Origin of the sequence: Pseudovibrio sp. Ad26, from assembly GCF_001623285.1 — a bacterium.
In the GTDB taxonomy this organism is placed as follows: domain Bacteria; phylum Pseudomonadota; class Alphaproteobacteria; order Rhizobiales; family Stappiaceae; genus Pseudovibrio; species Pseudovibrio ascidiaceicola.
In genome coordinates this window covers 149,341-169,530 of sequence record NZ_LMCE01000088.1, presented here as the reverse complement: position 1 = coordinate 169,530, position 20,190 = coordinate 149,341, and the positions used below count along the sequence as shown (strand labels likewise).

Annotated in this window: 15 protein-coding genes and 1 tRNA gene; 9 read left to right on the top strand and 7 right to left on the bottom strand. The window is 49.3% G+C overall.

The window, feature by feature from the left end; translation table 11 throughout:
• Positions 1 to 40: 40 nt before the first annotated feature.
• The 4 genes from PsAD26_RS17880 (at position 41) to PsAD26_RS17865 (ending at position 3,072) form a co-directional block, all read left to right on the top strand.
• Positions 41 to 241: a hypothetical protein gene (locus tag PsAD26_RS17880; protein WP_063311532.1), complete on the top strand. Its 201-nt coding sequence runs from the start codon at positions 41 to 43 to the stop codon at positions 239 to 241.
• A gap of 160 nt (positions 242 to 401) precedes the next feature.
• On the top strand, positions 402 to 812 hold the full coding sequence (locus PsAD26_RS17875) for a hypothetical protein (protein ID WP_063311531.1): 411 nt from the start codon (positions 402 to 404) through the stop codon (positions 810 to 812).
• Between the two features lie 272 nt (positions 813 to 1,084).
• Positions 1,085 to 1,309, top strand: coding sequence for a hypothetical protein (locus PsAD26_RS17870; RefSeq protein WP_063311530.1), 225 nt, complete (start codon positions 1,085 to 1,087; stop codon positions 1,307 to 1,309).
• A gap of 845 nt (positions 1,310 to 2,154) precedes the next feature.
• Positions 2,155 to 3,072 carry a hypothetical protein gene (locus tag PsAD26_RS17865; protein ID WP_063311529.1) on the top strand — a complete coding sequence of 306 codons (918 nt, stop codon included), beginning with the start codon at positions 2,155 to 2,157 and terminating at the stop codon, positions 3,070 to 3,072.
• Positions 3,073 to 3,447: 375 nt separating this feature from the next.
• On the opposite strand, the gene PsAD26_RS17860 is transcribed toward PsAD26_RS17865, so the two are convergent.
• Genes PsAD26_RS17860 through PsAD26_RS17850 form a run of 3 tightly spaced genes read right to left on the bottom strand, consistent with a single transcriptional unit; the run spans position 3,448 to position 8,269 of the window.
• Positions 3,448 to 5,991, bottom strand: coding sequence for a DEAD/DEAH box helicase family protein (locus tag PsAD26_RS17860; RefSeq protein WP_063311528.1), 2,544 nt, complete (start codon positions 5,989 to 5,991; stop codon positions 3,448 to 3,450).
• Positions 5,991 to 7,619 (bottom strand): Eco57I restriction-modification methylase domain-containing protein, encoded by a 1,629-nt coding sequence (locus PsAD26_RS17855; protein ID WP_063311527.1) that lies wholly within the window; start codon positions 7,617 to 7,619, stop codon positions 5,991 to 5,993. The genes PsAD26_RS17860 and PsAD26_RS17855 overlap by 1 nt, the downstream gene beginning before the upstream one ends.
• An 11-nt stretch (positions 7,620 to 7,630) precedes the next feature.
• Complete coding sequence (locus tag PsAD26_RS17850; RefSeq protein WP_063311526.1) at positions 7,631 to 8,269, bottom strand: N-6 DNA methylase; 639 nt, start codon at positions 8,267 to 8,269, stop codon at positions 7,631 to 7,633.
• 465 nt (positions 8,270 to 8,734) lie between these two features.
• Between PsAD26_RS17850 and PsAD26_RS17845 the strand changes: the two genes are divergently transcribed.
• Complete coding sequence (locus PsAD26_RS17845) at positions 8,735 to 9,535, top strand: DNA adenine methylase (protein ID WP_063311525.1); 801 nt, start codon at positions 8,735 to 8,737, stop codon at positions 9,533 to 9,535.
• A gap of 37 nt (positions 9,536 to 9,572) precedes the next feature.
• Here PsAD26_RS17845 and PsAD26_RS17840 read toward each other — a convergent pair whose 3' ends face one another.
• The 3 genes from PsAD26_RS17840 to PsAD26_RS17830 form a co-directional block, all read right to left on the bottom strand.
• Positions 9,573 to 9,920 carry a hypothetical protein gene (locus tag PsAD26_RS17840; RefSeq protein WP_063311524.1) on the bottom strand — a complete coding sequence of 116 codons (348 nt, stop codon included), beginning with the start codon at positions 9,918 to 9,920 and terminating at the stop codon, positions 9,573 to 9,575.
• A gap of 9 nt (positions 9,921 to 9,929) precedes the next feature.
• Positions 9,930 to 10,595 carry a ParA family protein gene (locus tag PsAD26_RS17835; protein WP_063311523.1) on the bottom strand — a complete coding sequence of 222 codons (666 nt, stop codon included), beginning with the start codon at positions 10,593 to 10,595 and terminating at the stop codon, positions 9,930 to 9,932.
• Positions 10,596 to 11,128: 533 nt separating this feature from the next.
• A tRNA-Cys gene (locus tag PsAD26_RS17830) sits at positions 11,129 to 11,202 on the bottom strand.
• A 302-nt stretch (positions 11,203 to 11,504) separates the two neighbouring features.
• On the opposite strand from PsAD26_RS17830, the gene PsAD26_RS17825 reads away from it, so the two are divergent.
• The 4 genes from PsAD26_RS17825 (at position 11,505) to PsAD26_RS17810 (ending at position 17,906) form a co-directional block, all read left to right on the top strand.
• Positions 11,505 to 12,164 carry a protein-L-isoaspartate O-methyltransferase gene (locus tag PsAD26_RS17825; protein ID WP_063299627.1) on the top strand — a complete coding sequence of 220 codons (660 nt, stop codon included), beginning with the start codon at positions 11,505 to 11,507 and terminating at the stop codon, positions 12,162 to 12,164.
• Positions 12,165 to 12,623: 459 nt separating this feature from the next.
• Positions 12,624 to 13,991, top strand: coding sequence for a TolC family outer membrane protein (locus PsAD26_RS17820; protein ID WP_063292423.1), 1,368 nt, complete (start codon positions 12,624 to 12,626; stop codon positions 13,989 to 13,991).
• A 221-nt stretch (positions 13,992 to 14,212) separates the two neighbouring features.
• On the top strand, positions 14,213 to 14,860 hold the full coding sequence (locus PsAD26_RS17815) for a DUF2497 domain-containing protein (RefSeq protein WP_063311522.1): 648 nt from the start codon (positions 14,213 to 14,215) through the stop codon (positions 14,858 to 14,860).
• Between the two features lie 208 nt (positions 14,861 to 15,068).
• A complete protein-coding gene (locus PsAD26_RS17810; RefSeq protein ID WP_063311521.1) occupies positions 15,069 to 17,906 on the top strand; it encodes a valine--tRNA ligase in 2,838 nt (945 codons plus the stop codon).
• A 57-nt stretch (positions 17,907 to 17,963) separates the two neighbouring features.
• Here the strand turns inward: PsAD26_RS17810 and PsAD26_RS17805 are convergent, their stop codons facing one another.
• A complete protein-coding gene (locus PsAD26_RS17805; RefSeq protein ID WP_208985748.1) occupies positions 17,964 to 20,051 on the bottom strand; it encodes a mechanosensitive ion channel family protein in 2,088 nt (695 codons plus the stop codon).
• Positions 20,052 to 20,190: the final 139 nt, after the last annotated feature.

Sequence of the window (20,190 nt, the reverse complement as noted above, 5' to 3'; positions counted from 1 at the left end):
TTTACTCACCAGCAGATCCACATCCTTGAATGAGGCTAAGATGCAGAAATCAGAGACAGGCACAGCATTGACCTTTCTAGCAGCTTGGATCGCCCAAAATTGGGCCAACTTCCTAGAGCCGTTCTTTCAGGCGGTGCTCATTATCCTGACTGTAGTTGCTGCGTTTTTCATGGCTTGGAATAGGATTTTGGACAACCGGCTCAAGCGGCGGCAGCTTAAAGAGGGGAGCGGTAAACGGTAAGGAGGCCTTCGAGGACGTTGCGGAGCTTATCATTGATCTATTGTGTTAGGTTTTGTCTGGTGCAGGTTGTAAGTGACCGCGCCGTTGTTAGCTATGTTTCTGTAGCCAATCCTATATCATTCATTTAACGCTTAGGCCGTTCTCACCAAGGTTTCCCAAAATGACACCAGCAGATTCTCAAGCATGCAGCTCTCTGTTTTGGTCCAAGTTCCTTGCGCTCCTCGCAGTGGTTTTTGGGGCGATGACTCTAGTTTCCGGTGGAAGCGTCCTGTTTGGTCCTGCTGAGGCTCAAGTGGCTGCAGGCGACTACATGCCAGTTGTGCTCTGGTTCAACTTTCTAGCAGGATTTCTCTACATCGGTGCTGGAATTGGGATTTGGCTGCAGCATAACTGGGCACTTGGTCTGTCTGCGATTATCGCAGCAGCAACGGGCTTGGTTGCTTTGGCGTTCGGATTCCAGGTTTTTCAAGGTGAGACATATGAGATGCGAACCGTTGGGGCCTTGGCTCTACGGATAAGTGTTTGGACGGCGATCACCCTGACGTTATTGCGCAGTCGGTCTCAAAGGTGATGGCGTTTGATCGGACAATGTTAGTTTGAACCAATAATCGCAAGCTGCTCTTTTTCGCTATGTAGTAGCTAAGGGTAATTGAGCTCATAGATTGTGATTACTTAAGTCACTATCATGACGTGAATTGAACAAGCGGATTAGTGTCTATCAAAATAGAGAGCAAATGAATCCGCCCTATCTTGCCTCTTATTCTCACCAGTAACTTAATGGCTACGATCAGTTCCTAATGCATACGTGTGAAATTTTTTACACGTTATTTATAGGAGTTTTTCATGTTTGTTGCAGTTTATAGAACGTCTATTCTGGGGCTTGGGGCAAATGAAGAAGAGGCAATCAATCATGCCTTGGCCATTCTGAGAGAACTGTCTTATGAGGAGAGTGTGCATGTTTGCAATAATTTGGAGGTCAAGCCGATAACAGAGCAAGCATGTGATCAAATCATTTACAAAGAAAGTCGTGCTTTGAATTTAAGGAATGGCGCAATTGTAGTTATGTAAATATAGCGCTATCCAGCGGCGGGGATAGCATTAACTCATGCAAAAACCTAATCTAATTAAGTTTATCTGATAATTGGTGGTCAGTTATGATTTAGTATTATTTGTGTATTTATATATTATATAAATAACGTAAATGTGAATATTGTTGAAATCTTTACAATCTGTAGTGTGAGTATAAGGTATATCTTACGAAATCTATGGGTTTATTTTTTGGGTAGTGCATCTCACAGTAATAGATAGGGCATTTATTAGGGGGGCACTATGCAAAACTCATTCTTTCGAAACACCAGCGTTTTTGCTCCGCACCTATCTAATCGATTTTACGGTGTAACGAGGCATGCTTGGTTCTACTTTGTCGTTTTGGTGACTGCGAGCTCCATCTGTTGTCTTCTTTTCGCATATGAAGCGGCGACTGATGCGAATGGGGCCCAGTCCTTGATTGCTTGGACTGGCTTCATTGGTTGCCAAGTCTCTTTATGGGCAGCTCTTCGGGTGCGACGTGCATCGCGTCTACCTAGTTCCATTTGGGCAGATAGGGATTAATTTTTGCCACCAGCGGCGTAACTCAAAAACAATAATGGCGGGCCACAAGGCTATAATAGTCAACCAACGTTGTGTTGAACTTTGTGGGCGTAGCGAGATGTTGAGTGACTAAATCTAGAGCGAATGTCTGCAGGTATCACGTAACGTGGGCCACAACTGACCATTCGGGTGTTTGTATCAGAGATTGAGACAGGCTCACCCAAAAGGATCACAGAAGTTGATACAGATAACCTGAGACTACTCACAAAAGCTTTTTCAGCCCGTCTCTAAGAGTGGCAAACAATAACAAGGAGAAGCCACAAATGTGTTCCAAAAGACTGCGTAGACTTGTCTTTGGCGGAGTAACCCTTGTCCTTTCTGGATTGATGACAGCCGAAGCAACAGCGTTTGGTGGTGTCCTCATAACTCCATCATTTTGTGACGATTTCCTAAGCTCACAAGACGTGGCGTGGGCGGAGGCGCAAAAAGACAATGGTTTTCGGCGATACACAAATCTGTTTTACATGCGCGAAGGCGGAGAGATTGTTCAAATCTCCGGCTTTGCTGATTTTCCCATACTTACAAAGCTTTTCATAACGTCTCATGGGAGTTGCGCCGGCACGGGAAGCGTTAGCGAATTCAGCAATGCCGACTTCGCACGGTATATTGCGGCAGCTCAGCAGGGCAATGCAAATCTGCGAAACATAAAAACAGTCTCCTGTCAAAGTGCAACACCCCCTCAGCTGGGACCAGGTCGCAGTTTACTGGGCGAGCTGCAAACCAGACTAAGTCTGGCTAACAATGCTGTCTTGTCTGGCTGGCCTGACAAAGTAGCGATCGTAGGTGGTGGTGGTGACTTGGCCAACGCACATCATTCAGACGACGTTGACATTGCAAATACTGCAGATGTGGTGCTCCAGGCAAAGGCAACAAGTGCACTTGAAACCCATTGGGAGTTGGAGCGCGTCGTGATTCCCTTCTCACCGATCCATAGCTTCCAGAATACGTTCAAAGAACACTGCACAATAATGCTAAAGGGCTTTGAGACTGATATACCCCCATCCGAGAGGCAGAAACTCTATGATCATTTTATGGAAGCCGTTACTGAACGCTTCATGCCTCGTGATCCTCTAAATAACCCCATACGGTCCTTCGCATATCAGCCAAGTCTGCTGCACGAAGTTCAAAACAATAGAGTGGACTGCGGGCCGGGCGTTCCGTCACAACTGCTGTGTCCATAAAACTCTCATTTCACGCAACGGTTTTCTTTATTGGTGAAACAGAGCACCCTTTCCAAAGAAGGCGGCGTGACTGAGAAAGAACACAACATGCTCTAGTATAGGTCCAGCTACGCTGCTTAGGCAGCGTAGCATCCTGCAATCAACTTAGTTGTTGCTGCCGATCCTCTCATCCAATGCTTCTTCCGCCGAGGGCCATGAGCTGCCCTTGGGGCGGTTCTATCAAGGGTTGAGACAAACTCAGATTGACGATGCAGTAATCGCACCTCTAATGCCCCTTTGGTCAGATGAATGGTCTTAAGTTGTCGCTCTTACTGGAGAGGGATTGGGTAGCAATTGCCTCAATAACGGCTATCCCTAACGACAAACGTAGAACAGTCAAACACCAATTTTCTCCACGACAGTATCATATAAACCATAGTGATTAAGCCCTTGATGGCTTTCAATGCCAGAGTAGGAGAGTGAAGCGTCTTCATACCTACGAAATGCGAAAACTGCTTGATTCATGTGTTCTGTATTAAAGACTTTTAAGCGTACGAGCAGATGAAAATCTGCGACGGTCAAGCCTGTTACGTTCCGAAAGAGATCTGGTTCAAGCTTAGTTATGACATCCTGTAGTGTATTTTCTCGAAAGTCAGTGAGATACATAAAAGCTGGAATGCGTGTGGCGAACTTGATAAGTTTCTCCTGAACTAGTTTGCGTTGTGATCTAAACTCTCTTTCCTCAGCACTTAGCTCTTTTTTTTCTTTTTGTGTAATATCACCAGTTCTAGCTTTCCCTTTAAGGTCTTTGACTTTTTCGCTTTTGTTGATGATCGTTTCGATTACATTGTCGCCCAGAGCACGCCAACCTTCGATACGTTCAACAGCCGCCATTGCATCTGGGTTGCCCATGATACGACGCAGGGTGTCGTTGTCTACATTTACTAGAAGAGCACTTTCCCATTTGCGTGCAAGTAAGGTTGCTGAGGTTCCTGCCATCGCTATGTCAAGAATACCCCCAGCATCGATCTGGGTCATATTGGCACCGTCATAGGCTAATACGGGTAAGAAAGAAACGAGGTCTCGAACAGCGTTCTCAGGGTTAGGCTCATTGGGTGAGAGCCCAATGCCGTACTCTGAAAGTTGTCTGAGCGCACGCGTTGGTGCGAAGTCAAATACAAAGCAAACCGGTTTCAGTACTTCTTCCTCGTTGGGATTGTCGCCATTTGGATTCTTTATGGACCAAGGCGACTGGACACGGAAAGCGGCCTGAAAATAGGTTTCTGGAGACTTGAGGTTGCGTAGCATCAGAATTGAAGTCCACTGCTTGACCGTGACACCGGTTGTAAGCTTGCCGCAAGATAACGTAATGGACTTCGTCTCGTAACCGCTGCCGATTGCTGCCCTAACTGGTGGCAAAGCATCTAATCCAATCCCGGCTGATGGACCTGCGGAAACGATTACTGAATACTCGTGCCAAAATGTATTCTGACGCTCGGCCAGCAGCTGTTTCATAGCGTGACAGGCAGCAACATTAGGTAGAAACCAAAATGAGTGTTGTAGGTAGGGCAAAAGGCGCACGTCAGAATACGGGAAAGGTGGGCGCGTGCCAGTTTTTAGACTATCTAGAGCGTGCGTTCCATACTGGCCACGAATGATGTTTAACCAAGTCTGGACTTCGTCTTTATGCTTGAACTCAGCATTTTCCTCTAAACCTGTTGCTGCAAAAAACTCATTAAGATCAAACTCATCAAACTCCCCAGCGCTAGCAATAGCTAGCAGTTCATCTGGCATCTGATAAGTCAGTAGCCTCATCTGCGGGAGGGCATTATAAGGGTTCCGTTCGCCTGGATTTTCCGCAGTAAATTGGTCTTTAGCGCGTTGTTCATCGGTATAAGTCCAGTTGAAGATTTGCTCTTCAATGAATTCCCCTGTTGCGAGTGCTTTGAATGGCGTACCGGAGAGATAGAGGTAAGCCCGAGTAGTCATTGGTAGGAATTCTATCTCTGCATTGGACAATACACCCAAATCTTCATTCACCGCATCTAGCTCTGCAGTGTAGGCTGCCTTGGTTTCAGCTTTCGAAACGGCATCTTCCTCGCCTTCGAACAACTCCTTGGCCGTGTCTCGCCATGCACCGAAATGATATTCGTCGAAGACAACAAGGTCCCAATTGACTTCATGTAGCCATGCATTTTTAGCTTTGATATTACCCAGCTTATCTTTGCCCAGCATGTCCTGAAATGATCCAAAATAAACTACTGGTTTGCTCTTGTTTATTTGAGTTGGATCTGCGCCAGAAGATCGGGAAATATACTGCCAGCCATCGAAGTCGGAGTGGCTTTCTAGGTCTGTTTGCCATGCATCTTCGACAGCTGGCTTAAATGTCAACACCAGCACTCGTTTTGCATCAAGTTTTTTGGCAAGTTGATAGGTTGTAAAAGTTTTGCCGTAGCGCATCTTGGCGTTCCAAAGAAAGCGTGGAACAGCTTTCTCGTCTTCAGTCCATCGAGACATGTAATAGGCATGGGTCTGCGCAACAGCCTCTGCCTGCTCGCGGCGCATGGCAAAGGTTTGATGATGGGTGCCGCTATGCTTCTGCCCTGTGCGTAGCTCGGTCAGGACGGTCTGCACGTCTGTTAGAGAGCATCGCATCCACTCGAGGGTGGGGTTCTCAAAACCTTTAGCTTTTAGAGCTTTGCGGACTTCGTGATCTGAAATCACATAACCGTCTTCGCGTTCGGCAGGTTCATCCAGTTCGATTTTAAAATTTATGATTGCGGCGGTACGCAGCTGCTCACGAACTCGGGCCCCTACATCGCGTGCAGTCTGCCCGATTTTGAGAAGTCCAATATGAGCATCGTCGTTTATGGAGTAGGCGTAGATGCGCGGGCGTGCTTGTGGCTTGGCTTCGAGAATGTCATTGATTGTCTTATGCATTAATCGCTTGCCGCATTCTTGGAAAGGTTTAGATCCATAGGGCGCACAATCTTTTCAACAAATGCAATCTCGTTCTCGGTCAACCCATACTTTGCGTAGAGTTCCTCATCAGTCCATACGCGGTCCCAGTCTTGTGTCGGCACGAAAGTGTAGACTTTGCGAGTTACGTGCTGAGATGATTTATGCAGTAGGATCAGTAAACGAGTTAGCCGGCAACATAAGTAGCTCAGAGCGCTTTGTGCTTCATCTTGTGTGCCAAATGGCCCAAAGGAGAGATAGGTCTCCGAAGAAACAGTGCCCGGCTCAGCGAGAAAGGGGGTGCTGATGATCTTATGCGGATAAGTATCGCGATTTCCTGTACCCGGTGCGGCATATCCAGCAAAGAGTTTCCATTTGTCGATAAGGTGTCCACCACTTTGAACTTGATCCCTCGAAACGAAACCTGTTCCTCCGTTCTGGAAGATTTTTAGATCATTTGGCTTTTTGCTCTTCCTACCTCTAAATGTTGTCGTAAAACCAAAAGGCTTTCGTGAACTTACGATCGATTCAAAGCGCCGATCTGCAGGCAGGGCAAGTGTTTTGTCTTGCCCAGTTTCCATCTGTATCACCTTGCGCAGGATCGACACGCCTTCATTGAAGCGAATAAAGATTTCAACCCCACTTTCAAGAAGTTGGCGATGATCTTCAGAGGTCGGCCAATCTTTAAAGTTGGTTGTAATACGACAGCTTCCAGGGTGGTCCTTGTCCCAAAGAAAATAGGACACTCCACCTTTGAGGCCTACACCGGGAAACACGTCTGCAGCACTCAGGTAATCGTCAATCGACCGTAAATGATTGTCCGACAACATGGACTTTCGGAAATCTTCTAGTCCCTTACCGCCTGCAAACCAGCGTGATGGAATGACCATAGTCAGATAACGAGGATCGAGCGCTTTCGCTTGTTCCACAAATTTATGATAGATCGGTGCGGCGCTTGTTCCGTGTCCGCCATCATCAAGTTGATAAGGTGGGTTTCCGATAACGACGTCAAAGTGCATGTCGCCTCCAAATAGCGCAGCTACTCGCGCTTTAATGTTGTCTGAATGGATAAACGTATAGGCGTGGCTTTCGCGATCTTCGCCGCGAGCCAGTGTTTCTTCGCTTGCTCCGCAAAAGGTGCATTTTCCGCGATTCCACGTATGCTCTACTCGGTCGAACCAGATGTTTCCTGCGTCGGAACTGAAGCCGCGGGTGATCGAGTGCTGGCCGTTCGCGTTTTTTGAGCAATAGAGGCTGCGGCGCGCTAGCATCGCCGTAAGTTCAGTGATTCCGATGCCAAAAATTTGTCGTGTTAATATATGGTCCACTCGCGTTTGCAGGTCTGGAATTTCGTGTTCTAGACCAACAATTAGGCGTTTGGCGATTTCTCGAAGGAATACGCCTGACTTAGTGCAGGGATCAAGGAGCGTTACATTCGGATTGCTCCAGATGTTTGCTCCGCCATGATCTGTTGCCCAAGCGTCTGTTAGCGTATCGAGCATACGATTTGCGAACTCAGGTGGAGTAAACACTTCGTCATTTGAAAGGTTTGCGATGCAAGAAAGAACGTCAGGATTGCGATTGCGAAGTGTGAAAGCAGCTTGGTTCATATAAATTCCACCTAAGCGCCCCCAACTTGCATAGCAAGGTCTTTAATTGTCATGGGGGGGTAAGTTTTTTGGGGTGTGAAAATCTCGTGTTTGCCTAGCCCAGCAAAAAGTGATCCTTCAGCGCTGAACGCAGCGGATCCAGTCAATGCATCCATTCGGAAATCACGTCGTTGAAACTTGCCTTTCCCGATGTAGCCCCATTCGGCGAAAGTGATCGGGTTGCCAAGGGCAGCTTTCATTGTCAGTGCATCCCCTTGCACGAGGTTCACCGCGAGCACATGAAATGCGGCGCGGTAGAGATCATCGTCAGATTTTATTGAAAGGTATTCAGAAAGAACTTCGAGCATATTTGCACGGCATTCTGCAATATTATCAGCCAAAAGCTCTATGCCATAAGTGCACATAAGACCTAAGAGTGCATAGTGGCGCTTATCAAAATTCGAATGTGCGAATTTCAATTCCACTGCTGCAAACTTACGTTTTAAGACTGGAACTAAGAAGTTACCACTGCCGCACGCAGGTTCGAGGAAACGCGCATCAATTCGTTCCGTTTCGCCTTTGACGAGATCCAGCATAGCCTCAACCATCCATGAAGGGGTGAATACCTCGCCGTGATCAGCGACTCTTTTTTTTGATTTAATTAAACTCATGCGTCATCATATGCGCCTGCACGCGCTTTCTCCAAGGCACTTCAGTTATGTATACCCAAGAGTTGGCAACTATTGGGTATACAATGCTACGAGTTTGCTTGCCCCTACCTGTGAAAGCACTCTTCTTGATGAGTTCATGGAGCCAGATCTCTCTGCTGATTTTATGCCACCTACCTTATGCTGAAATGGTTCACCTGAAGTTGAAACCTTGCTCTTGCTGGGAGTGCCTCGAACTAAGGCGAATGTCAGAAAATGGTCAAACGCCTCTTTCCCATGATCCCTCTCTTCTTGTTTCCCGCCGACTAATGGTGGGAAGAACGACGTGCGTGAACACGTCAATCCACGGGCCTTGTCAAATCAGTCCGTGAGAGCGTTAAGCAAGCTGAAAGGCTCATTCCCACCAAGCCATACATTGTTAATTGTATGGTTGGGAAATCTTGCCATAGCTTGAGAGTAAACTTCAATATGAACTTGTTTGGAGAAGTCGCTCCGGTCAACGCTGAACCGGTGGCACCCTATCTTGGCGGCAAAAGCCAGCTTGCTGCTCGTATTGTCGGTAAGATCAATCAGACCCCGCACCAGAGTTATGTGGATGTGTTCTGCGGAATGGGCGGGGTGTTTTTCAAGAGAAGCTCTGTCACCAAATGCGAAGTGATTAACGATATAAATAGTGAGCTTGTCACGTTCTTTCGTGTTTTGCGCTCACACAAGGCTGAGTTCTTGCGAAGCCTGGAATACATGTTTGCCTCACGTGAGGAATTTGAAGCGCTCAAAGATAGTGGACTGGATTATCTGACTGACATTCAAAGGGCTGTTCGCTTCTATTACCTCCAACGGCTCGCATTTGGTGGTAAGTCTGTGGGACAGTCGTTTGGGACTGCGATAGAGCGGCCATCTCGCTTTAACGTAAAGCGTGTTCTGAGTAACATAGAGAAGGTTGCAGACAGGCTGTCTGCAGTGACCATAGAAAACTTGGACTGGCGTGCTTGCATAGAGCGTTATGATGGAGAGCAGACGTTGTTCTATCTCGATCCGCCTTACTGGGGTGGTGAGACAGATTACGGCAAGGGGGTATTTGAGCGCTCCGACTTTGCGGAGATGGCAGAACGGCTTTCCAAAATCGCAGGTCGTTTCATTCTCTCGCTGAATGATAGAGACGAAACGCGACAGACCTTTGACGGCTTTCAGCAGGATGTTGTCAGCCTGAACTATTCCATTGCGAAAGGTGCGGGTAAGCAGGTCTCTGAGCTGATCATCTCCAATTAGCTTAACAATCCAATATGACAAACTTTGACGCTCGCAATCATCGCCGATTGCGGGCGTCAAGTTCTTCTAGGGTGGGAACGGGTAAGCCGTCTTCTCGCAGCAAGTGGTAGAAATATTCCTTCTTGCCCAGTTTCAGTTCTTTGCGGCGAGCTTCAATCATCTCAATGATAGGGATTGGAACGAGAGAGTAAGCGACGTTGCCCCTCTCAGATTTGCGCAAGGCGCTCAGCATGGCCTCATGCTCGCTTGGCCGGTCATTCACTAGCTGTGCGATAATGTCTTGGATGGATGAGCTCTCAGTGGGCTTTACAGCGGCTTCTGGAGCTTGCTCAACTGTGCTCGTGTCTCGGCTAATGAGCTGTCGCTTCGCTTTATAGTCTCCCATAGCTCAACCTCATGCTGCTGCTTTCCGAACGATTGCAGGAGGAATGAGGCGCCTTGCCCGTAATTCTCCTACGAGTTCCTGGGTGTAGACCTTGGCTCGGCCTTTGATGGAGTCTCCCGTGTTCATTGCAGTCTTGAATGTTGTGGTGTGCCAGAGGATGGTGTCCAGAACGTCGAGAGCCGATTCTTCAGATAGCTCGTTTGTGATGTCGTCAACATTGCGGGTGTTGCGGTCAAAGTCCGTCCTTACCACCGCGCTTGTGATTGGCTTGCCTGTCTCCGCACTCAGTTTCGAGAGGAAACGCTGGGTGTTTACTGCTCCCTCAATATCGGCAACGGTTGTAGAGCAGGGGATTAAGACCAGGTCACTAGCAGCTGCGATGTACGCAGCGATACGTGAGTTAAAGCCTGCGGTGTCTACAAGAGTGTAATCGTATTCACCCTCAAGCTCTTGCAGCAGTCCGGTGATTGCGTTGTCGTTTGTCTCGCGGAGGAAATCAATATTACCGCGATCTAAGACTTCTTGCTCTGCCCAAAGTGAGGAAGAGCGGAGTGTGTCAGTGTCTGGAATGATGATGTTGTGGCCTTCTCCAGCGAGAATGCTCGCAAGAGAAATTATCAAGGTGGACTTGCCGCAGCCACCTTTCTGCTGAATAGCTGAAATCGTATGCGCCATGTTGTGCCCCTCAATAAAAGATAGTTGCTGGACAACGGTATTTAGCCGCCAGATAACAGGCAATCCGCGACAATTAATGGGGAATAGGTAATCGAGAGCCGTAAGCAGATAACAGTTTACGAATGTTAGTTATAGCTGATTACCGTTGAGAGGTCTCTTGGGGATGTTGCGGCACCATGTGCTGGTAGCAAGGACGGGATGTAACGTCCTTGGATCCGCAGCGCGAGCAACGCAGCTTCCGAGCAATATAAATTACGATTGTATCCTCGGGCATTCCCTCAGTGGAAACGTAATCAGCGTTCTGGCAGTTATTGCAGTGAGCGCGAACCGGAGCGTCGAGTTCTTTTAAGTCTGCCAAAGTGACTGGACGGTTTTCCATTGCTCGTGCTCCAAATGATCTCTCCTGACAGGAAGTTTGGGAGGGTAGCAGAGCGCAATTTTGGGGGCAAGAATCCCTCACCTTGGTTCCATCACGAAAAACGTGAGGGAAAAACCCCAAAAAGATAAATAATAACAATGTCAGGAAAAGAAAGTGGAGGCCTCTGCCGGAATCGAACCGGCGTACACGGATTTGCAATCCGCTGCGTCACCACTCCGCCAAGAGGCCCCGCTGTGGTGTGAGGGGCTTTTCTGATATTTGGGCCGGATAGTCAAGCGGGCAAATTCACTTTCCACGATCACTCTTGTGTAAAACACCGAAATCTATGGGGTTTACCTAAGTGAGTAGCTTTCTGGATGAGCCCCAGCTTTTCTTCCAGCATGATGAAAAAGCTCGTATTTGCACCACAAAGTTCAAAAATAGAAAAACAACAGAGGGAACTGTTTATTTTTACGGATATGGCAGCTTGTGTTTGTGGTGCATGAGCGATATTTCTCAGCCAAAGAATCTTGCGAGACAGTGAGGACAAGATGGTCAACTTCGCGGAACAAAGAACACTGATGGTCGACAATCAGCTGCGGACCAATGATATTACAGACCTGCGCATTATTGGTGCTATGGGCAAGGTGCCTCGCGAAAAGTTCGTTCCGGAAAACCTGCAGGAACTGGCCTATATTGATGAAGATGTAGCCGTTGATGAAAAAGGCGAGCGTAAAATGCTCAAGCCGCACATCTTTGGCCGTCTTGTTCAGCTGGCTGATATCACTGCCAAGGATGTCGTTCTGGTGGTTGGTGCTGCCTCCGGTTATGGCGTAGCGATCGTTTCCTATCTTGCTGAGGCTGTTGTTGGTCTGGAAGTTGATGTGGCGCTGTCTGAAGCGGCCTCAACGAATCTTGAGCAACTGGGCATTGAAAATGCTGCTGTGATTGATGGTGATCTGGCCAAGGGTTATGCGGCTGATGCACCTTATGATGTTATTCTGGTGAACGGTTCCGTTGAAGAGCTGCCGGAAGCCTTGACTGCTCAGCTGAAAGACGAGGGTCGTCTTGTTGTGGTTGAGGGTGAGAGCAATGCAGGTGTTGCGCGGCTTTACACCAAGTCTGGCGGCAATGTGAGTTCTGTGTTTGCGTTTAATGCGCATGCATGTGCGCTTCCAGGATTTGAGAAACCGGAAGTCTTTGAATTCTAAACGCTTGCAACTCAGGTATGGAAATGTGAGGCGAGGGGAAACCTTCGCCTTTTTTTGTTTTTCTGTGAAGTGTTGTGATGAATTTCCGTTTTCGTGATGTGAATTACAGTTTTGTCCCAATGCTGGTTTAAAGCACTTCAAACTCTGGTAGGGTAAAATAGGAACTGAGTGCTGCTGCTGTCTTTTCTATCAATGATGTAGAGATATCCACGTTTCAATCATTGGGTGAAAAAACGGTAGTAAAAACTTAATGGTTCTATTAGTGTGCCTCCGGGGAATGATATTCTGCGATTGGGCTAGGTAATTATCTCGATAAGATGTTGCCTGTTCGTCGCAGTATTTATTTTTTTCCAAAATCGGCTTGATCGTCGGTTTCGGAAAACGCCGAATAAGATATACATTTCGGCGAGTGTGTTGGGTTTGCGGTTCGTAAGATTGACCCTGTTTGAGGCATATAAAGTGGTTTCTCGGAAAACGTTAACGGGTGCAGTTGCAGTAGTCGGCTTGCTTGTGAGTGCTCAAGGCGCGAATGCTCTTTCAATTAAAGAAGCATTGGCTGCTACCTATCAGAATAACCCGACATTAAACGCATCACGCGCTCAGCTTCGTGCGACAGATGAAGGTGTGCCACAGGCTTTGGCCGGATGGCGCCCAAGCATTATTGCCAGTGGTAATTATGGTTACCAGTGGCAGGAGACACAGGGCACTAACCGAAACCGTAATGAGTATACAGCATCCTTGCAGGTTACTCAGCCGCTGTTCCGTGGTTTCCGGACTGTGAACTCTACCCGTCAGGCTGAAGCTATTGTTCGTGCTCAGCGTGAAGATTTGCGTACAGCAGAGCAGACTGCGCTTTTCCAAGCTGCGACCGCATATATGGACGTCATTCGCGATACCGCGCTTGTGTCTTTGCGTCGGAGTGACTTGAAATTCCAGGAAGAGCAGGTTCGGGCCTCTAAAGATCGCTTTAATGTGGGCGAAGGTACGCGGACGGATGTTTCTCAGGCTGAATCAGGTCGTGCTCGTGCGCAGTCCACACTGAACACAGCGCTGGCAAACCTGAACACAAGTCGTGCGATTTTCCGTCAGGTGATTGGCATTGATCCCAAAAACCTGAGCGCTCGCACCAATGTGACAAGCTTGTTGCCGAAGACTGTTTCTTCTGCAATCTCTATTGGTCAGGAAGAGCATCCTGCGATCCAGTCTTCTCAGTTTCTGGTTGATGCCGCTCAGTTTGCGGTGAAAACTGCTGAGGGTGTATTGCTTCCGACTGCTGATGTTCAGGGAACATTGTCTTATAGCGACAACAACCTTCCTGGCGTGTCTGGAAAGCCGACCAGAACAGCATCTATTTTTGGTCGTGTGACTGTTCCTATCTACCAGAATGGTAGCGAATACTCTGTTGTGCGCCAGTCTAAAGAAGATCTGGGCCGCACCGAGATTTTGGTTGATGTGTCCCGTGATAGCATCCGTGCTCAGGCGATCTCCTCCTGGGGGCAGCTGAATGCATCGATCGCTTCCATTACGGCAGCTGAAGCACAGGTTGCTGCGGCTCGTCTTGCTTTGGAAGGCGTGATTGAAGAGCAGCGTGTTGGTCAGCGGACCACGCTTGATGTTCTGGATACACAGAGTGATCTGGTGGATGCGCGTGTAACATTGGTGACAGCGCAGCGTGACCGTGTGGTTGCTGCTTATGCGGTTCTTTCCTCTGTTGGTCGTCTCGACTATAACAGCCTGGCATTGACCGGTGCGCGTTATGATCCAACTGAACACTACCGTCTGGTACGTGATAAGTGGATTGGTCTGCGGACCCCGGATGGGCGTTAAGCTCTTCTGATATAATGAAATTTTGAAGAAGGGAGCCTTATCGGCTCCCTTTTTTGTTGCCGTATTTTCAAATTTGCTCGTTTTCCTTGTGGGAATTGGCTTTTTGCTGGATATGTGGCTGTCAGGCGGGGGCGCTTTTCTCCTATATTTAAGTAAGTATTTATTAATGAACTGAGTCGGAAAGCCGGCGGATTAGACGCGATTAGAAGTGGAGCACATACATGGGAGCTGTCTCACAGGGTAACGAGCCTTCCATGGAGGATATCCTGAGCTCGATCCGCAAGATTATTTCGGATGACGAAGCAAGTGGCGCAGAACAGATGACAGATGCTGCATTGAGTGACGCGGACGCAGGTCGCGAATTATCACAGGACGATCTAGATAAACTCTTTGATGATGCGCCAGCGGAAATGGAGCCTGCTCCAACTCCTGAGCCAGAAGTGGTGAAGGACGCGGAACCAGACGTTCTGGAGCTGACGCAAAAAGAGCAGATCGACGAGCAATCCTCCTCATTGAAAATTATTGAAGGCCTTGCTGATGAAGACAAGGAAGAGGATGGAGACATCGCTTTTCTTGATCAGCCGGGTCCTGAAGCGTTTGGGCTGAGCAGCATGGGGCAAGATGACATTCTTGAGCCATCTGCTGCAAAAAGCCCGGCGGAAACACTTATCTCAAGCGCGACGGACGAAGTTGTGTCCAGCGCCTTTAACGGTCTTGCCAACACGGTGCTGTCCAAGAACGCCCGTACACTGGAAGACCTCGTGGCTGAGATGCTGCGCCCAATGCTGAAAGGCTGGCTCGACCAGCATCTGCCAAGCGTGGTGGAGCGGCTTGTGCGCCAAGAGATCGATCGCATCTCACGCAAATAATCCTCTGGATGTGAGGGGAGAAGCTCTCCCCTTCACACATCCGCTCTCTGCTACTCTTTCTAAGAAAACCGTGTCAAAACTGATCTGTGGTGTGGGCTGTTTGGGTATTTGTCGCTCAAATATGCTCTGTAACTGCATGAAAGGTTGACTTAGGCGAGTGCATCCGATTTACACCAGACAAACTCCATAAGTGGAAGAGCTTTTAGGTATGCTGGATAAAACATATGAGGCGGCCTCTGTTGAGCCGCGGATTTACGACGCTTGGGAACAGGCAGGGGCCTTTAAGGCAGGTGCGGGCGCAGAAGATGGAGCTGCGACCTACTCAATCGTGATTCCGCCGCCAAATGTGACAGGCTCTCTGCATATGGGCCATGCTCTCAACAACACTTTGCAGGACATTATGGTTCGCTACCAGCGTATGCGCGGTCGCGACGTTCTGTGGCAACCGGGTATGGACCACGCAGGTATTGCGACACAAATGGTCGTTGAGCGCCAGATGGCTGCTGACGGCGGCAATGTTACGCGTCGTGACCTTGGTCGTGAAGCGTTTATTGATCGTGTGTGGAAATGGAAAGGTGAGTCCGGCGGGATGATCTTTAACCAGCTCAAACGCCTTGGTGCGTCTTGTGACTGGTCCCGTGAGCGTTTCACCATGGACGAAGGCCTTTCCAAGGCTGTTCTGGAAGTGTTTGTTTCTCTTTACAAAGAGGACCTGATTTACAAGGACAAGCGCCTTGTGAACTGGGATCCTAAACTTTTGACTGCGATTTCTGATCTGGAAGTTGAGCAGAAGGAAATGCAGGGCAACATGTGGCATTTCCGCTATCCGCTGGCGGATGGTGTGACGTACCAGCACCCTGTTGCGTTTGATGAAGACGGCAAGGCGACCGAGTTTGAGACGCGTGATTACATCGTGATTGCGACCACTCGCCCGGAAACCATGCTGGGTGATACGGCTGTTATCGTTCATCCGGATGATGAGCGCTTTAAAGAGCTGCAGGGCAAAGACATTATCCTGCCGCTGGTTGGCCGCCGTATTCCAATCCTTGCTGATGACTATGTTGATCTTGAAACCGGCACAGGCGCGATGAAGGTTACGCCTGCGCATGATTTCAATGACTTTGACATTGGTAAGCGTCATTCTCTGCGTCAGATTTCCATCATGGACCGTGAAGCCAACATTGTTCTGCGTGAAGCAGAAGGCTTTATGGATGGTCTGGAACTGACCGATGAGCTGAGCAAAACACTGGAAACACTTGAAGGTGTTGAGCGCTTTGCAGCACGCAAGCTGATTGTTTCCATGCTGGAAGAGCGCGGTCTGCTGGATGAGGTTGTTGATCACGTCAACATGGTTCCACACGGTGACCGTGGCGGCGTTCCGATTGAGCCTATGCTGACTGACCAGTGGTATGTTGATGCCAAGACCATGGCGCAGCCTGCCATTGCATCCGTTCGTGAAGGTCGCACCAAGTTTGTTCCTGCCAACTGGGACAAGACCTATTATGAGTGGATGGAAAACATCCAGCCGTGGTGTATTTCTCGTCAGTTGTGGTGGGGACACCGTATCCCTGCGTGGTATGGCCCGGAAGGCAAGTTCTTCGTTGAAAAGAGCGAAGAAGAAGCACTGGCTGCGGCTGCGGAGTTCTATGGTAAGCCTGTAAAGCTGATGGAGCAGAACGACGCTATAGCTGCACATGATGCAGGTGAAGCTGACTTTGTTGCCATGTACCGCGATGAAGACGTTCTGGACACCTGGTTCTCTTCTGCGTTGTGGCCGTTCTCGACTATGGGCTGGCCGGATAAAACTGCTGAGCTTGCACGTTATTACCCAACGTCTGTTCTTGTTACCGGCTTTGACATTATCTTCTTCTGGGTTGCCCGCATGATGATGATGGGCAAGCACTATATGAAGACTGAGCCCTTCGACACGGTTTACATTCACGCCCTCGTCCGTGACGAGAAGGGCGCGAAGATGTCCAAGTCCAAGGGCAATGTGATTGATCCGCTGGCGCTGATTGAAGAATACAGTGCAGATGCTCTGCGCTTCACTCTGGCAGCCATGGCTGCACAGGGCCGCGATATCAAGCTGGCGACCTCTCGTGTTGCTGGTTATCGCAACTTCACCACTAAGCTCTGGAACGTTTGCCGCTTTGCTGAGATGAACGAGTGTCATGCTGTAGACGGCTTTGACCCTGCGCTCGTTAAGCAGACCGTGAACCGCTGGATCGTGACTGAAACAAGCCGCGCTATTCGCGAAGTTTCTGAGGCGATTGATACCTACCGCTTCAACGATGCAGCTGGTGGTGCCTACCGCTTCGTGTGGAACACATTCTGTGACTGGTACGTTGAGCTGACCAAGCCGATCTTCTACAGCGATGATGAAGCGGCTAAGGAAGAAGTTCGTGCCACAACGGCCTGGGCTCGTGATGAGATCCTGAAGCTTCTGCACCCATTTATGCCTTTCATTACGGAAGAGCTTTGGATGCGTACGGTTGAAGATGGCGACAACAAGCGCGAGAAGCTTCTGGCTCTTTCTGCTTGGCCAACTTCCATTGGTGAAGATGGAGAGGCTGCTGCTGAGATCAACTGGCTGATCGACATGATCGTCCAGATCCGCTCTGTTCGTTCTGAAATGAACGTTCCGGCTGGAGCGAAGGTTCCTGTTGTTCTGTGTGGTGCTTCTGAGCAGACCAAGGCCCGTCTTGGTATCCACGAAGCAGCGATCATGAAGAACGCGCGTGCTGAGACCGTGACAACTGCTGATGAGATCCCTCAGGGCTCTGCTCAGATTGTTGTTGGCGAAGCAACCGTTTGCCTGCCACTGGCAGGTGTTATCGATCTGGATGCGGAAAAGGCACGTCTTGGCAAGTCTCTGGACAAGATTGTTGGTGAGCTCACCAAGATCTCCAAGAAGCTTGAAAACGAACGCTTCCTTGCAAAAGCTCCGGAAGATGTTGTTGCTGCTGAAAAAGAAAAAGTGGCTGAACTTGCTGAGCGCAAGGAAAAGATGGATGCCGCTCTGGAGCGCCTCGCAGCTCTGGGCTAAGGCTCGTTCATCCTTTGAATTTTGCAAAACGCGGCTCTTCGAGGCCGCGTTTTTTGTTTAAGCTTTCTTCTTCTTTGTCTTGGGAACTTTGGTTTTGGGTTTGACCTCAGCTTTCGGGCTGGATTCTTGCTTAGGTTTCACAGCCGGAGCAACTGGAGTTTCGGGCGGTTGGAGGGCGCTGTTTTCGCCGTAGTTGGTGACGAAGGGGTGGGCGACTTCGATGTTTTGGTCTGAAATAAGTTTCAGGGTGCGGATGATGATGCTTTCCTGAATGGCGAGATACTCATCACGAGTTGCGGCCTGAACGCTGTCTTCGATCTGGATCACAATGCCGTTCTCATTAATGTTCTCTAGTCTCACCTTTGCTGCATCTGGTTGGGACAGCGGATGTTTGGCCAGCATTCGTTTGATCTTGGTGATGAGCTTTTCCAATTGCTCTGCGCTGGTGTCGTACTTCAATGCAAATCTCAGAACGACGCGGAAGTGATCTTTCAGTGTGTAGTTCATGAAGTTCATCTTGGCGAGGTCGGCGTTAGGGATAGTGACCAGCGTTCTGTCCGTGGTTCTGATACGGGTTGAGCGCATACCGATGGTTTCCACGTGTCCGCGCACCTTGTTGAACTCGCAATAGTCTCCGACACGCACGATGCCATCCGCATAAAGGATCAGGCCGCCGAGAAGGTTTTCGAGCGTGGGTTGAGCGGCTAAGGCGATGGCGAGACCGCCGACACTGATACCTGCGATGATGCCGTAGAGCGGGATATTCAGGCGGGTTGCGCCGTAAGTGAGCAGAATGAGAGCGCACAGGATGGCGAAGAACTGCGTTGCTGTGCGAATGATGCTGCGGTCGATGGAGGCAACACCGCGGTTCTTGAGCAGTACCAGCTCGCTCAAGAGGCGCAGGATTTTGTAAATGATGACTGCACCGCCAATCCAGACCAGTGTTTCGATGGTCAGGTCATAGACTTGCAGAACCGGGCCACCTATATTGATTTGATAATCAGCCAGATAACGCAGGAAAATGAGAGAGCCGACAATGACGCCGGAAGTGATGATGCTGAGCACTTGCCGCCGAACAGGCTTATTGCGGTCTGGCAGGCGCCGCATGGTGGTGACGAAGAAGAAAAGAATGACTGCTGCAATTGCTGTGATCAGGATCAGTGCGAACCACTGCCAGACGGCCTGTCCATAATACAGCTCCAGTAGCCATGGAGGTTGGCTTTCAATCAACGAGAACCAGGCTGGCGGAAGCAGGTGCCCAGGACTGCTGGCGAAGAAGTGATAAAGGTCTTGCTGAATGGGCGAGCGGGACGGGAGCGCTTTGACTTCCTCATAAAACTCTGGAATCCGGTCCACTGTTTGTGCAGAGAAAACATACTCCCCTTGCTGCGGTCCTTCAGTCATCTTGGTGATAACGATTTGAGTGAAGGGGATCGTCCAGGAGTTTTCTAAATCGGCCTGATTGAAGTCGTAGGTGCCTGCGGTCGTTCCTGGTATATCCGGGAAAGGTGGAAGTGGGATGCGGTCCAGTATCTCTTTGAGCTGCAGGACGAGCTCAAGTGATGTTTGCTGGCGTGTTGCGCTAGGGAGCCCGGAAAGATCAAAGCAGCCTCTTGCACGCTCAAGAAGAATCTCGGCGAGATGGATCTTGTTTTGAATGTGTTCATGGCTTTTGCTCATGCCAAGCGTTTCCATAGAGAACGCCCCCATGCCGGTGTTCTCTTCGTAAGCTTCCTGAATGAGGTGGTTTGTCTCCTCCATGATGTCGAGGAAGCTGTCCAGCGTTGCTCTTGGGGAGCTGGTGTCGGCAGGTGCGAGAGGGAACATGCCGATGATATCTTTTGCTCGGAACTCCATCAGCGGCATTGCCGGCATGCGTAAGGTCTCTGGCATGCCGTTCTTGTCAGATGGCATCTGTGGCTTCTCGGAGGGGGCTTTCAGGATCTGCTTTTGCTGCTGCTTGATGTACTTCTGGTAGAGGGACTGGGCGGGAGCCTGGCTCGGGAGTGCCAGAAACAAAAGAACGCAAAAAAACGCAGAAAAAACGCGTGCAACGCACAAATAACGCAAATCAACGCAAAGCGCACTGGCGGCGCGGTATGTCCGTTGTTGCTGGGTTATCGAGTGCGGTTGCTCTGGTTGCATCAAGGTCTCGGTTGTTGCCAGTTTCCTGTTCTATGAAACCAGCCACTCAAGACCATTTGGACAATCCACGCCCTGTTATTTAAGTAAAATTTGCCGGTGGGTTATCGTGGCTTTCGCGCAACGCCTGTGGGTTAGCTGA